Source organism: Thioclava nitratireducens (assembly GCF_001940525.2).
GTDB classification, from domain to species: Bacteria; Pseudomonadota; Alphaproteobacteria; order Rhodobacterales; family Rhodobacteraceae; genus Thioclava; species Thioclava nitratireducens.
This window is the reverse complement of the sequence record NZ_CP019437.1, coordinates 2,777,501-2,789,875: the sequence shown is the minus strand read 5'-3', so window position 1 is coordinate 2,789,875 and position 12,375 is coordinate 2,777,501. Positions and strand designations below refer to the sequence as shown.

The window sequence follows — 12,375 nt, the reverse complement described above, 5'->3', positions numbered from 1 at the left end:
AGGTGGGGATCGGTTCAATGATGCGCAAGGCCATGCTGTTAATCGCGTTCGGCGTGGTGCTTATCGCGGGGGCCTGTTCTCCGATCTACCGCAACCACGGGTATGTGCCGATTGACGAAGACCTCGCCCAGATCGAGGTCGGCAAGAGCACACGCGACGATGTCGCCGCCGCGATCGGGCGGCCGAGCTCCACCGGGCTGCTGGAAGGCTCGGGCTGGTATTACGTCGGTTCGCGCTGGAAAACCGTGACCTGGCACGCTCCGCAGGAAATCAGCCGCGAAGTCGTCGCCGTGTCCTTCAATGACAACGGCGTCGTCTCGAATGTCGAACGCTTCGGCCTCGAGAAGGGTCAGGTCGTGACGCTGTCGCGCCGCGTGACCGAGAGCAAGGTCAAGGGCATCGGCTTCTTGCGTCAGCTGATGGGTTCGATCGGTCGCGTCAATGCGGGTCAGGTTCTCGGAAACAACTGATCGCAGCAGGGCGGCCCCGAGGCGGGTGCCGTCATGATCTGCGAGGTCGCATGTCCCTGAGTTTCGCAAAAGGCACCTATCAGGTCCGCGAGGCAGAGACCCCTGCGGATCGAGAGGCCGCGCTTGCACTGCGCGCGGCGGCGTTCCGGAATGGCGCCTCGGATGCCGATCGCTTCGACCCGCTTTGCCGCCACATCCTGATTTGCGACGATCACGGCCCCGCCGCCGCCGCGCGGCTTTTGCTGTTGGGGTGTGGGGCGGTGCTGCCTGAGGGCTATTGCGCGCAGTTCTACGATCTCGCGCCGCTCGCCGCATGGTCCGGGCCGATTCTCGAACTGGGACGGTTCTGCACGCGTCCGGGCCTGCGCGATCCCGATGTGCTGCGTCTGGGCTGGGCTGCGATTACACGGATTGCCGAAGAGACCAGGGCAGAGCTTCTGATTGGCTGCTCCTCCTTCACGGGAAGCGACTGGCGGACGCATCGCTCAGGGCTCGCGCATCTCGCGGCTCGCGCGCTTGGCCCAGAGGCGTTGCGTCCGCGCCCCAAAGCGTCCGAGCGTGTGGATTACCCTGCTGCCCTGGCGGGGGAGGTTGGTGACGTCAGTGCCTTGCCGCCGCTGCTGCGATCCTATCTCGGGATGGGCGGATGGGTATCGGATCACGCCGTGATCGATCGCGACCTCGACACCTGTCACGTCTTCACCGCACTGGAGATCGCCGCGATCCCCGAGGCGCGGCGGCGCAGCTTGCGGGCGCTGGCCGGGTAACACGGACGTTTCGGAGGGCTGAGAAGGCAGGAGCCTCCGGCGGGGATATTTGTCCCAAGGGGAAGAAGACGCCTGCGCTCATAGGGGCGGCGTCGCGCATGGCCCATTGACCTTTCGCCAAGGCCCGCTTAGCTCGCGAGCATGGCACGCGCACCGCTCTTACAGCTTTCCGACATTTCGCTCACCTTCGGCGGCAATCCCGTTTTCGAAGGGCTCTCGCTCACCGTCCAGCAAGGCGACCGCGTCGCGTTGGTGGGCCGCAACGGCTCGGGCAAATCCACGCTGATGAAGGTGATGGCCGGGCTGGTGGAGCCGGATTCGGGGACGCGGGTCGTGCCGCCGGGCATCTCGGTGGGCTACATGGAGCAGGAGCCGGATCTCTCGGGCTTCGCGACCTTGGGCGATTTCGCCGCCTCCGAGCTGGATCCGGCCGAGGCTTATCGCGTCGAGATGGTCGCCGAAGGGCTGAAGTTCAAACCCGAGACTCCGGTGGAGACCGCCTCGGGTGGCGAGCGGCGGCGGGCGGCGCTGGCGAAGCTTCTGGCCGAGGGGCCGGAGCTGATGCTGCTCGACGAGCCGACGAACCATCTCGATATCGAGGCGATCGCCTGGCTGGAAAACCAGCTGAAGGAGACCCGCAAGGCGTTCGTGCTGATCTCGCACGACCGCGCTTTCTTGCGCGCGCTGACGCGTGCCACGCTCTGGATCGACCGGGGCGAGGTGCGACGCAACGAGCAGGGTTTCGAGACGTTCGAGGATTGGCGCGAGAAAGCCTGGGCCGAGGAAGACGAGGCCCGCCACAAGCTCAATCGCAAGATCAAGGCCGAGGCGCGTTGGGCGGTCGAAGGTATTTCGGCGCGGCGCAAGCGTAATCAGGGTCGGGTGCGTGCGCTGCAGGCGCTGCGCGCCGAGCGCGCCAGCCAGATCAAACGGCAGGGCGTCGCGGCGATGGAACTCGACTCGGGCCAGCAATCGGGCAAGCGGGTGATCGAGGCCACGGGCCTGTCCAAACGTTTCGGCGACAAGCAGATCGTGAAGGATTTCGATCTGCGCGTGCTGCGCGGGGATCGCGTGGCCTTCGTCGGCCCCAATGGCGTCGGCAAGACGACGCTTCTGAAGATGCTGACCGGCGAGGTCGAGCCCGATGAGGGCGCGGTCAAGCTGGGCACGAATCTCGAGATCGCCGTCTTCGATCAGGCGCGCGCGACGCTCAATCCCGAGCAGACTCTGTGGGACGGGCTGGTGAACGACCCGGACATGGCGGTGAAGGGGCGCTCCGATCAGGTGATGGTGCGCGGCACCCCGAAACATGTCGTGGGCTATCTGAAGGACTTCCTCTTCGACGAGCAACAGGCGCGCGGCCCGATCCGGGCGCTCTCGGGTGGCGAACGCGCTCGGCTTCTGCTGGCGCGGATCATGGCGAAACCGTCGAACCTGTTGATTCTCGACGAACCGACCAACGATCTCGACGTGGAAACGCTCGACTTGCTGCAGGATTTGCTGGGCGAATATGACGGCACGGTGCTGCTGGTCAGCCACGACCGCGATTTCATCGACCGAGTCGCCAGCACGACCATCGCGATGGAAGGCGACGGGCGCGCTACTGTCTACGCGGGCGGCTGGTCGGATTATCAGGCGCAGAAGGCCGAGGCCGCGCCCGAGGCCAAGCCTGCGCCGAAGAAGGACGCGCCCAAAGCCGAGTCGAAATCCGGCGCGGCCCAGAGAGCTGCGCCGAAGAAAACCGGCCTCAGCTTTACCGAGAAACACCGGTTGGAAGAGCTGCCCGGCGTGATCGAGAAGCTCGAACATGAGATCTCGAAGATCAACGAGTTACTCGCCGATCCCGATCTCTTTACCCGCGAGCCGGTGAAATTCGCGAAGGCCACCGAGATGCTGAGCGACCGCCAGACCGCGCTCGACGCGGCCGAGGTCGAATGGCTCGAACTCGAAGAGAAGGCGCAAGAGGCCTGACCTCGGCGCTCGCCGTGAAGTCGGATGCCTCCGGCGGAGATATTTGATCCAAGCCAAAGGGGAGGGCATTCTCTTTCGGATTGGTGAAAATATCCCGGGGGCTGGCGGAGCCAGCGGGGCAGAGCCCCTCTGACGGGGCGATCAGGAGGGGCGTATGATCAAGCGAACCGGGGCCAAGGGCGCGGGGCCGCTCAGCGGGCTGCGCATTGTCGAGATTTCCGGGTTGGGGCCGACGCCGTTCGCGGCAATGTGTCTGGCCGATTTCGGGGCCGAGGTGATCCGCATCGCGCGGCCCGGCTCGGGCGGGGCGGAGAATCACGTTCTGGGGCTGGAGGTTGATGTGCTCGATCGGGGCCGCGACGTGGTGGAGGTGGATCTGAAATCCGACGCCGGGCGTGAGGCGGTGCGCACGCTGATCGCTTGCGCCGATGGGGTGATCGAAGGCATGCGCCCGGGCGTGATGGAGCGGCTGGGGCTGGGGCCGGACGATTTCCCCGATCATCCGGCGTTGGTCTATGGCCGGATGACCGGCTGGGGGCAGGAGGGGCCGCTCTCGCAGACCGCCGGGCATGACATCAATTACCTGTCTCTGACCGGCGCATTGCATGCGATGGGCGGAGAGGCGCCCGCGATCCCGCTCAACCTTCTGGGCGATTTCGGCGGCGGCGGAATTTATCTGGCCTTCGGGATGCTGGCGGCACTGTGGCGCGCACGGGAGACCGGGCAGGGTCAGGTCGTCGATTGTGCGATCACTGACGGGGTGGCACATCTGATGGCGATGATCACCGGGATGGCCGGGCAGGGGGCGTGGACGGATCGGCGGCAGGCGAATCTGCTCGACGGGGCAGCGCCGTTCTACACGGTCTATGAATGTGCCTGCGGCGGCCATATGGCGGTCGGCGCGCTCGAGCCGCAATTCTACACGGTGCTGATCGCGGGGCTGGGATTCGCGCCCGAGGCCTTGCCTGCGCGCGAGGCCCGTGCGAATTGGCCGGCCTTGCGGGATGCCTTCGCAGACCGCTTCGCGACTCGCAGCCGCGATGACTGGACTGAGGTTTTCGCAGGCAGCGATGCCTGCGCAACGCCGGTACTGTCGATCGCCGAGGCCATTGCGCATCCGCAGAACGCCGAACGCGGCGCCTATGTCGATCTCGACGGCCTCGCCCAGCCAGCCCCCGCGCCGCGGCTCTCGGCCACGCCGGGGCAGGCATGCGCGCAGGGACGGCGGATCTCTGCGGCGGAGGCGCTCGCCCGCTGGAGCGATTGCGTATAAAACCTCGATTTTCCTTGACAGACGGGGGCTGATCCCCGATATCGGCCCGACCCGGCGGAGAGTCCTCTTTCCGCCGGGCCTCGTTTTTGCAACTTCGCTCCCGTGAGGAGCGCGCAGTCCGACGGCGGGCCAACAGGTCCAACGAACTCCGATCAGGGGCCACAGGGCGCGGATGAAGAAAAGGAAAGACCCATGTTTGCGGTCCTCAAGACCGGCGGCAAGCAATACAAGGTTCAGGCGGGCGATCTGCTCCGCGTGGAACTGCTCGCAGCCGAAGCTGGCGACAAAGTCCAGTTCAACGAGATTCTGATGGTCGGCGGCGACAAGCCCCAGTTCGGCACCCCCTTCGTCGAAGGTGCGGCCGTGCAGGCGGAAGTCATCGACAACATCAAGGCCGACAAGGTCATCACCTACCACAAGCGTCGTCGTAAGCACTCGTCGCAGCGTACCCGTGGTCACCGTCAGCAGCTGACCTTGCTGCGCGTCACCGACGTCCTCGCCACCGGCGGCGACAAGTCTGGCGTGAAGGAAGCCGTGGGCACCGCGATCGCGCGTCGTGCAGCGCATGGTGGCAAAGGCGAAGCCGCTCCGGCCAAGCCCGCCAAGGCCGCTGCTGCTCCGAAAGCCGCGCCGAAGGCTGACGCCGCCGTCGCGGAAGCGGACGATCTGAAGGTCATCACCGGTCTCGGCCCGGCGGCCGAGAAGAAGCTGAACGAAGCTGGTATCACCACCTACGCCCAGCTCGCTTCGGTCGATCCCGAAACCTTTGAAGCTACCAAGGTCAAGCCCGACTGGGTCGAGCAGGCCAAAGAGCTCGCGAAATAAGGAGAGACACCCATGGCACACAAGAAAGCAGGCGGTTCATCCCGTAACGGCCGCGACTCTGCGGGTCGTCGTCTCGGCGTGAAACTGTTCGGCGGTCAGGCAGCGATCCCGGGCAACATCATCGTGCGTCAGCGCGGCACCAAGTGGTGGCCGGGTGAGGGCGTCGGCCTCGGCAAGGATCACACCATCTTTGCAACGGCTGAAGGCCGCGTCACCTTCCATAAAGGCCTCAAGGGCCGCACCTTCGTATCGGTCCTCCCGGCTGCGGAGGCCGCCGAGTAACCCGACCGACGAAAGTGTCACAAAATCGGGGGATCGGCTGAAAGGCCGGTCCCCTTTCTCGTTGCAGTGAGGCGCAAAGGTGTTTGCAATTGCAGCGAGGAAATTTACCGGGTCAGGGGATGTATCGTCATCTTGCTGTCCTATTTATTTACTAGGACCATGCGGCAGGAGGAGCCGCCGGTTCGTCCGCGTTTCGAGGAGGAGCGCCCATGTACCAGGAGACGATTTCTACCCAACCCGTGATCGAAACGGAGCGTTTCGTGCTGCGCCCGCTGCGCCGTTCGGATGCCGGTCTGATCGAGATGTATTCCGGCGACAAACGCGTCGCCGAAGGCACCCGTGCGATCCCGCATCCACTACCGCCCGGCACAGCCGAGAATTTCATCACGCGCGCACAGGCCGACGACCGCGTCGAAGACGTCTGGGCGATCGATGGATCGCGCCATGGCATGGGCGAACTTCTGGGTGTCGTCTCGCTGACACGTCTCGACGACGATCAGTCCGAGATCGGCTATTGGGTGGGCCCGGGCTTCTGGAATACGGGTCTCGCCTCCGAGGCGGTCGCCGCCATCATCGAGGCCAATCCCCACAAATCCCGCACCCTCTTCGCCGAGGTCTTTCAGGACAATCCGGGCTCGGCCCGTGTCCTGACCAATAGCGGTTTCGAATATCTGGGCGATGCGGAAAGCTGGTCGCTCGCGCGCGGGCGCCACGTTCCGACCTGGACCTATCTGCGCAAGATGTAAGCGCGCGGCCCGAGCCGCGGACGGGAGGGCGCAGCCCTCCCGGACCCTCGCGGGATATTTGGATCAGGAAGAAGAGGCAGCCGGGACAAATTCCGCGTTCCTCGACCTATTCACCGTACTCTCTATGGAAATAACTCAGGTGTGTGCGGGGCGGCGCCCCACGCGGCGCTTGATCCTGCGCGCGCAGGCGTCTATTGCGGCGCCTTGATGAAAGGGGCCAAGCCATGAAATTTCTCGATCTCGCCAAGGTCTATATCCGCTCCGGCGGCGGCGGCGCGGGCTGCGTCTCGTTCCGGCGCGAGAAATATATCGAATTCGGCGGCCCCGATGGCGGCGACGGCGGCAAGGGCGGCTCGGTCTGGATCGAGGCGGTCGAAGGGCTCAATACGCTCATCGATTTCCGCTACCAGCAGCATTTCTTCGCCAAATCCGGCCAGCACGGCATGGGCAGCCAATGCACGGGCAAGGACGGCGACGACGTCGTGCTGAAAGTGCCGGTCGGCACCGAGATTCTCGACGAGGATCAGGAGACGCTGATCGCCGATATGACCGAGGTGGGGCAGCGCGTGCTGCTCGCCAAGGGCGGCAATGGCGGCTGGGGCAACCTGCATTTCAAATCCTCCACCAACCGCGCGCCGCAACGGGCGAATCCCGGTCAGGAAGGCGTCGAGCGCACGATCTGGCTGCGCCTCAAGCTGATCGCGGATGCGGGGCTGCTGGGCCTGCCCAATGCGGGCAAGTCGACCTTCCTGGCTGCGACCTCGAACGCGCGTCCCAAGATTGCGGATTATCCGTTCACGACGCTGGTTCCGAATCTCGGCGTCGTCGGCATCGACGGGCGCGAATTCGTCGTGGCCGACATTCCGGGGCTGATCGAGGGCGCCTCTGAAGGGCGGGGTCTGGGCGATCAGTTCCTCGGTCATGTCGAGCGCTGCTCGGTGCTGCTGCATCTGGTGGATGGCACGGCGGAGCATCCGGTCGAGGATTGGCGCACGATCATCGGCGAGTTGGAGGCCTATTCGGAAATCCTCGCTCAGAAGCCGCGCGTCACCGTACTCAACAAGATCGACGCGATTGACGAAGAGACGTTGGCTGAGCGTAAGGCGGAGCTGGAAGAGGCGTCGGGTGGGCCTGTCATGCTGATGTCGGGCGTGTCGAAAAAAGGCGTGCCGGATGTGCTGCGCGCGCTCTGGGCGGAAATCGCCAAGGACAAGCCGAAGCCCGAGGATGAGGGCGGAGCATGGCATCCGTGAGCGCGCCCGCTCTGGCGCAGGCGAAGCGCCTGGTGATCAAGATCGGATCGGCGCTTCTCGTCGATCAGGGCGGCTTGCGCGCGGATTGGCTGCGCTCGCTGGCTGCCGACGTGGCGGCTTTGCGCGCACGCGGCACCGGCGTCGTGATCGTGTCCTCCGGGTCCATCGCCTTGGGGCGGCGGGTGCTCGGTCTTGCGGGCGGTACGCTGCCGCTGGAGCAGAGCCAGGCCGCGGCGGCGGTGGGACAGATCCGCCTCGCGCGGGCCTATGAGGAAGTTCTGGGCCCGCATGACGTCAGCACCGCGCAGGTTCTCGTCACGCTGGAAGATACCGCGGATCGGCGGCGCTATCTCAATTCGCGTGCCACGCTGGAGACGCTGCTGGGCCTCGGCGTCGTGCCCATCGTGAACGAAAACGACACGGTCGCGACCGACGAGATTCGTTTCGGCGACAATGACCGGCTGGCTGCCCAGATCGCTGTGACGATCGGGGCGGACCAGTTGCTGCTGCTGTCCGATGTCGACGGGCTCTATACGGCGAATCCGAAGACCGACCCGAGCGCCGAGCATCTGCCGGTAATCGAACACATCACCCCCGAGATCGAGGCGATGGCGGGCGATCCCGTGTCTGGCCTCTCGAAGGGCGGAATGAAAACGAAGCTGCTGGCGGCGAAAGTGGCGGTGGCGGGCGGCTGTGCGATGGCGATCGCGGAAGGCTTTGCCGATCACCCGGTCGGCGCACTGGAGCAAGGCGGGCGCTGCAGCTGGTTCCTGCCCGAGGGCGACCCGCAGGCCGCGCGCAAACGCTGGATCGCGGCGATGAAGCCGCGTGGCGAGCTGTTCGTCGACGAGGGCGCGGCGAACGCGCTGCGCTCGGGCAAGTCGCTGCTGCCGGCGGGCGTCACCAAGATCGTCGGCCGTTTCGGGCGCGGCGATCCCGTTACCATCGCGGGGCCGGACCGCGCTGTTCTCGGCAAGGGACTCGTGCGCTATACCGGCGACGAGGCGCGGCTGATCGCGGGGCACCGCTCGGGCGAGATCGAGGAGATCCTGGGTTATCCCGGCCGCGCGGCGCTGATCCATCGCGACGATATGGTGGTTGGCTGAGCCCGGTTACTCCGCCCAGTCCGGCTTGCGCTTCTCGATGAAGGCCTGCACGCCTTCCTCGGTGTCGCGCCAGAGCATATTCTCGACCATCACCGCCGCAGTGTGATCATAGGCTTTCGCGAGGTCCATGTTGGCCTGTTCGTAGAAGGCGCGCTTGCCGATCTTCACCGCGGCGCCGAGCTTGCCCGCGATCGTCTGTGCCAGCTTTTCGGTCTCGGCGCCGAGTTCGTCATGCGGGGCGACGCGATTCACCAGCCCGACCTCACGGGCGCGGGTGGCGTCGATGAACTCGCCCGTGGTCAGCATCTCGAAGGCGACCTTGCGCGGCACGTTGCGCGACAGCGCCACCATCGGGGTCGAGCAGAACAGACCGATATTCACCCCATTCACCCCGAAGCGCGTGCCCTCGGCGGCGACCGCCAGATCGCAGGAGGCGACGAGCTGACATCCGGCGGCCGTGGCGATGCCATGCGCCTCGGCGATCACCGGCTGCGGCAGGGCCGGGATCATCTGCATCATCTCGGCGCAGCGGAAGAAGAGATCGGCGAAATAGGCGCGGCCCTTGTCCTCGGCCTCGCGCCCGCGCTGCATTTCCTTGAGGTCATGGCCCGCGCAGAATGCCTTGCCCGCGCCGCGCAGCACGACGACCTTGATGCTCGTATCCTCGGTCAGCTCCGAAAACCGGGCCTTGAGCGCCGCGAGCATCGCATCCGACAGCGCGTTGAGGCTGCCGGGGCTGTTCATCGTCAGATGCGCCACCGCGCCTTTATCCTCGCGGATCACCAGATCTGTCATTGAAACTCCTCCTCTTTGTCGAAACTCTAGGGGCGAGAGAGGGACAAGGGAAGGGGAGGGCGCATGGCGCTGGTAATGGATCGCGACGAACTCGCGGAATTTCTCGACGAGGCGTTTCCGCAGGTGAAAGGCGACTTCGCGATCGACGCGCTCGACGAGGACGAGTTGGTGGTGCGGCTGAAAGTGGAAGAGCGTCATTTACGACCCGGCGGCACTGTCTCGGGGCCGAATATGTTCGCGTTGGCCGATGTCGGGATCTACATCGCGATCCTCGCCCGGATCGGGCGCGTGGCCTTGGCGGTGACCACCAATGCGAGCATGGATTTCATGCGCAAGCCAGCGGCCGGAGCCGACCTGATCGCGAAGATCCGGGTGCTGAAACTGGGCCGCGTCCTCGCCGTAGGGGATGCGCTGATCTACTCCGAGGGCGACGACCGGCCTGTCGCGCGTGCGAGCATGACCTATTCGATCCCGCCGAGGGCGATGGGGTAGGGTGGGGCTCTCGATGCGCCTTCGCCTTGGGTCAAATATCCCGGGGGAGGCGCAGATGCGCCGGGGGCAGAGCCCCCTCCGGGTCGGAAAACCGCACGCAGTGATGGGGTATTTTGATACCTAATTTTTATCGCATTGTTTTTGCTGGCAAAATTAAGAAGCGCGCCACTTGAAAACGCTTCCGGAATCGCGCAAAAGCCCGCATCAGAATTCGAAATACCCCACAAGGGCAGATCACAGATGAAAACCTATACCGCAAAACCCGCGGAGATCGAGAAGAAATGGGTCATCATCGACGCTGAAGGCGTCGTGCTGGGCCGTCTCGCTTCGATCGTCGCAATGCGTCTGCGTGGCAAGCACAAGGCCACCTTCACGCCGCACATGGACATGGGCGACAACGTCATCGTCATCAACGCCGACAAGGTGCAGATGACCGGCAAGAAGCGTGACGACAAGACCTACTTCTGGCACACCAATCACCCCGGCGGGATCAAGTCGCGCACCGCGCGCCAGATCCTCGAGGGCGCGCATCCCGAGCGCGTGGTCATCAAGGCGGTCGAGCGCATGATCTCGCGCAACCGTCTGGGTCGTGCGCAAATGGCGAACCTGCGTGTCTACGCCGGTGCCGAGCATCCGCACGAAGCGCAACAGCCTGAAGTTCTCGACGTCAAGTCGATGAACAAGAAGAACACCCGGAGCTGATCATGGCCGACGATATCAAGACCCTCGACGATCTGAAATCGGTCGTGACCGGCTCGGACAACGCTGGCGCCACCGAAACCGAAACCTCCACGCCCCGTGAGCCCGTGCGCGACGCGCAAGGCCGCTCCTATGCCACCGGCAAGCGTAAAGACGCGGTCGCCCGCGTCTGGGTCAAGCCGGGCACCGGCAAGATCGAAGTGAACGGCAAGGCGATGGACAAGTACTTCGCGCGTCCCGTGCTTCAGCTGATCGTGAACCAGCCCTTCGGCGTGGCGAACGTGGACGGCCAGTTCGACGTCTACGCGACCGTCGCAGGCGGCGGCCTCTCGGGCCAGGCCGGTGCAGTCAAGCACGGCATCTCGAAAGCGCTGCAGCTCTACGATCCCTCGCTGCGTCCGGCTCTGAAAGCCGCTGGCTTCCTGACCCGCGACTCGCGCGTTGTGGAACGTAAGAAATACGGCCGCGCGAAAGCCCGTCGTAGCTTCCAGTTCTCGAAGCGCTAAACTTCGCGAGATACGATTTGGAAAGCGGCTCCCATACGGGGGCCGCTTTTCGTTTGGGGCTTCGCCCCCTGGCCCCCGAATTCCGACCGGTGCAAACGATGAAGGCGCCCCGTTCGGAGCGCCTTCGAGCCTGTCTGCCCTGAGAAAGGCGGGGATTATTCCGCCTCGTTCATCTTTGCGGCGTTGAGCAGGGCGTAATTCTGTGCGCCTACGCGGTCGTAGAGGTCGAGCTGGGTCTCGAGGAAATCGACGTGACCTTCCTCGTCGGCGATCAACTCTTCGAACAGATCCTTCGAGACGTAATCGCGCACGCTTTCGCAATGGTCGCGGGCCTCGCGGTAGAGGGTCAGCGCGTCATGCTCTCCCGCGAGGTCGCATTCGAGCGTCTCGCGCGGGCCCTCGCCGATACGCAGCGGGTCGAGCTTCTGCAGGTTCGGATGGCCTTCGAGGAACAGGATGCGTGCGATCAATTTGTCGGCGTGATGCATCTCTTCTATCGACTCCTCACGCGATTTCTTTGCCATCGCGGCAAGGCCCCAATCTTCCTGCATCCGGAAGTGCAGCCAGTATTGCGAAACGGCCGTCAATTCGCTGCGCAGAGCCGCGTTTAGATATTCGATGACCTTAGCGTCGCCCTTCATGTCGTCTTCCTTCCATTGGTGCCTGTCTCAGCCCGGTCAGTTCGACCGGCACTTTCAAATTGGTATTCTTGCGCATCGTGGAAAGAAAGAGCGGCATGCATCCGCCGCAATCGGCGCGTTTGCCGAGCGCGTGATAAATCTTGCCCGGCGTGATGATCGTGCTCGGGTCCGATTTTCGCATCCAGTCGATCGCCGCATGGATGTCGCGATCGGTAATGGTTTGGCAATGGCAAATGATCATGGTTGCGCGCCCTGATTCCGGGGGAGGTGGGTATCTGCCCCTATAGGTGAGTAGTTTTGTCAGAAAAGTCAATCCGACGGAAAGAGTCGGATATCGGGTCGCGCGGTGCCATCTCCCGCCCCCGTTTCCATCGCCGTGCAACTGGGGTAAGCACGGGCAAACAGTTCAAGAGGCCCGTATGTCCGTCTCCATGCTCTCCACCTTCGTGAAACCGATGCATCCCGAAGGGCGCAAATTCGTCGCCATCTTCGCGGGGATCGCCTTCATCCTGTTCCTGATCTGGGAGCCGCTCGGCTGGATCGGGGTCG

At 64.4% G+C, this 12,375-nt stretch carries 16 protein-coding genes (1 of these 16 running past the window's edge); 13 read left to right on the top strand and 3 right to left on the bottom strand.

Features of this window, described 5'->3' with window-relative positions:
• The first annotated feature begins 17 nt into the window (after nucleotides 1-17).
• From BMG03_RS13255 to proB, 9 genes are all read left to right on the top strand, one after another.
• Nucleotides 18-470: an outer membrane protein assembly factor BamE gene (locus BMG03_RS13255; protein WP_075775485.1), complete on the top strand. Its 453-nt coding sequence runs from the start codon at nucleotides 18-20 to the stop codon at nucleotides 468-470.
• Between the two features lie 50 nt (nucleotides 471-520).
• Nucleotides 521-1,237, top strand: a complete 717-nt coding sequence (locus BMG03_RS13250) for a GNAT family N-acetyltransferase (RefSeq protein ID WP_075775484.1) — start codon at nucleotides 521-523, stop codon at nucleotides 1,235-1,237.
• 141 nt (nucleotides 1,238-1,378) lie between these two features.
• Nucleotides 1,379-3,208 (top strand): ABC-F family ATP-binding cassette domain-containing protein, encoded by a 1,830-nt coding sequence (locus tag BMG03_RS13245; protein WP_075775483.1) that lies wholly within the window; start codon nucleotides 1,379-1,381, stop codon nucleotides 3,206-3,208.
• A gap of 154 nt (nucleotides 3,209-3,362) precedes the next feature.
• Entirely contained in the window at nucleotides 3,363-4,481 is a 1,119-nt protein-coding gene (locus BMG03_RS13240; RefSeq protein ID WP_075775482.1) for a CaiB/BaiF CoA transferase family protein, read from the top strand.
• A gap of 192 nt (nucleotides 4,482-4,673) precedes the next feature.
• On the top strand, nucleotides 4,674-5,306 hold the full coding sequence (locus BMG03_RS13235; protein ID WP_075775481.1) for a 50S ribosomal protein L21: 633 nt from the start codon (nucleotides 4,674-4,676) through the stop codon (nucleotides 5,304-5,306).
• 12 nt (nucleotides 5,307-5,318) lie between these two features.
• The gene (rpmA, locus tag BMG03_RS13230; protein WP_075775480.1) at nucleotides 5,319-5,588 is read left to right on the top strand and encodes a 50S ribosomal protein L27; all 270 of its coding nucleotides are present in this window, start codon (nucleotides 5,319-5,321) and stop codon (nucleotides 5,586-5,588) included.
• A 209-nt stretch (nucleotides 5,589-5,797) separates the two neighbouring features.
• Nucleotides 5,798-6,334 carry a GNAT family N-acetyltransferase gene (locus BMG03_RS13225; protein WP_075775479.1) on the top strand — a complete coding sequence of 179 codons (537 nt, stop codon included), beginning with the start codon at nucleotides 5,798-5,800 and terminating at the stop codon, nucleotides 6,332-6,334.
• Nucleotides 6,335-6,558: 224 nt separating this feature from the next.
• The gene (gene obgE, locus BMG03_RS13220; protein ID WP_075775478.1) at nucleotides 6,559-7,587 is read left to right on the top strand and encodes a GTPase ObgE; all 1,029 of its coding nucleotides are present in this window, start codon (nucleotides 6,559-6,561) and stop codon (nucleotides 7,585-7,587) included.
• A complete protein-coding gene (gene proB, locus BMG03_RS13215) occupies nucleotides 7,575-8,693 on the top strand; it encodes a glutamate 5-kinase (protein WP_075775477.1) in 1,119 nt (372 codons plus the stop codon). The genes obgE and proB overlap by 13 nt, the downstream gene beginning before the upstream one ends.
• 6 nt (nucleotides 8,694-8,699) lie before the next feature.
• On the opposite strand, the gene BMG03_RS13210 is transcribed toward proB, so the two are convergent.
• Nucleotides 8,700-9,488 carry an enoyl-CoA hydratase gene (locus BMG03_RS13210; protein ID WP_075775476.1) on the bottom strand — a complete coding sequence of 263 codons (789 nt, stop codon included), beginning with the start codon at nucleotides 9,486-9,488 and terminating at the stop codon, nucleotides 8,700-8,702.
• A gap of 63 nt (nucleotides 9,489-9,551) precedes the next feature.
• Between BMG03_RS13210 and BMG03_RS13205 the strand changes: the two genes are divergently transcribed.
• The 3 genes from BMG03_RS13205 to rpsI all read left to right on the top strand — a co-directional run bounded on the left by BMG03_RS13205 (nucleotide 9,552) and on the right by rpsI (nucleotide 11,185).
• Nucleotides 9,552-9,980 (top strand): PaaI family thioesterase, encoded by a 429-nt coding sequence (locus tag BMG03_RS13205; RefSeq protein WP_075775475.1) that lies wholly within the window; start codon nucleotides 9,552-9,554, stop codon nucleotides 9,978-9,980.
• Nucleotides 9,981-10,220: 240 nt separating this feature from the next.
• Nucleotides 10,221-10,682, top strand: a complete 462-nt coding sequence (rplM, locus tag BMG03_RS13200) for a 50S ribosomal protein L13 (RefSeq protein ID WP_075775474.1) — start codon at nucleotides 10,221-10,223, stop codon at nucleotides 10,680-10,682.
• A 2-nt stretch (nucleotides 10,683-10,684) separates the two neighbouring features.
• A complete protein-coding gene (gene rpsI, locus BMG03_RS13195; protein ID WP_075775473.1) occupies nucleotides 10,685-11,185 on the top strand; it encodes a 30S ribosomal protein S9 in 501 nt (166 codons plus the stop codon).
• A gap of 155 nt (nucleotides 11,186-11,340) precedes the next feature.
• Here rpsI and bfr read toward each other — a convergent pair whose 3' ends face one another.
• A complete protein-coding gene (bfr, locus tag BMG03_RS13190) occupies nucleotides 11,341-11,826 on the bottom strand; it encodes a bacterioferritin (protein WP_075775472.1) in 486 nt (161 codons plus the stop codon).
• Entirely contained in the window at nucleotides 11,810-12,067 is a 258-nt protein-coding gene (locus BMG03_RS13185) for a (2Fe-2S)-binding protein (protein ID WP_075775471.1), read from the bottom strand. The genes bfr and BMG03_RS13185 overlap by 17 nt, the downstream gene beginning before the upstream one ends.
• Before the next feature lie 178 nt (nucleotides 12,068-12,245).
• Between BMG03_RS13185 and BMG03_RS13180 the strand changes: the two genes are divergently transcribed.
• On the top strand, nucleotides 12,246-12,375 hold the 5' end (the start) of the coding sequence (locus BMG03_RS13180; RefSeq protein WP_075775470.1) for a phosphatidylserine decarboxylase. 569 nt of this gene lie beyond the right edge of the window; the window shows 130 of its 699 coding nt (coding positions 1-130); the start codon lies at nucleotides 12,246-12,248; its stop codon lies off the right edge, out of view.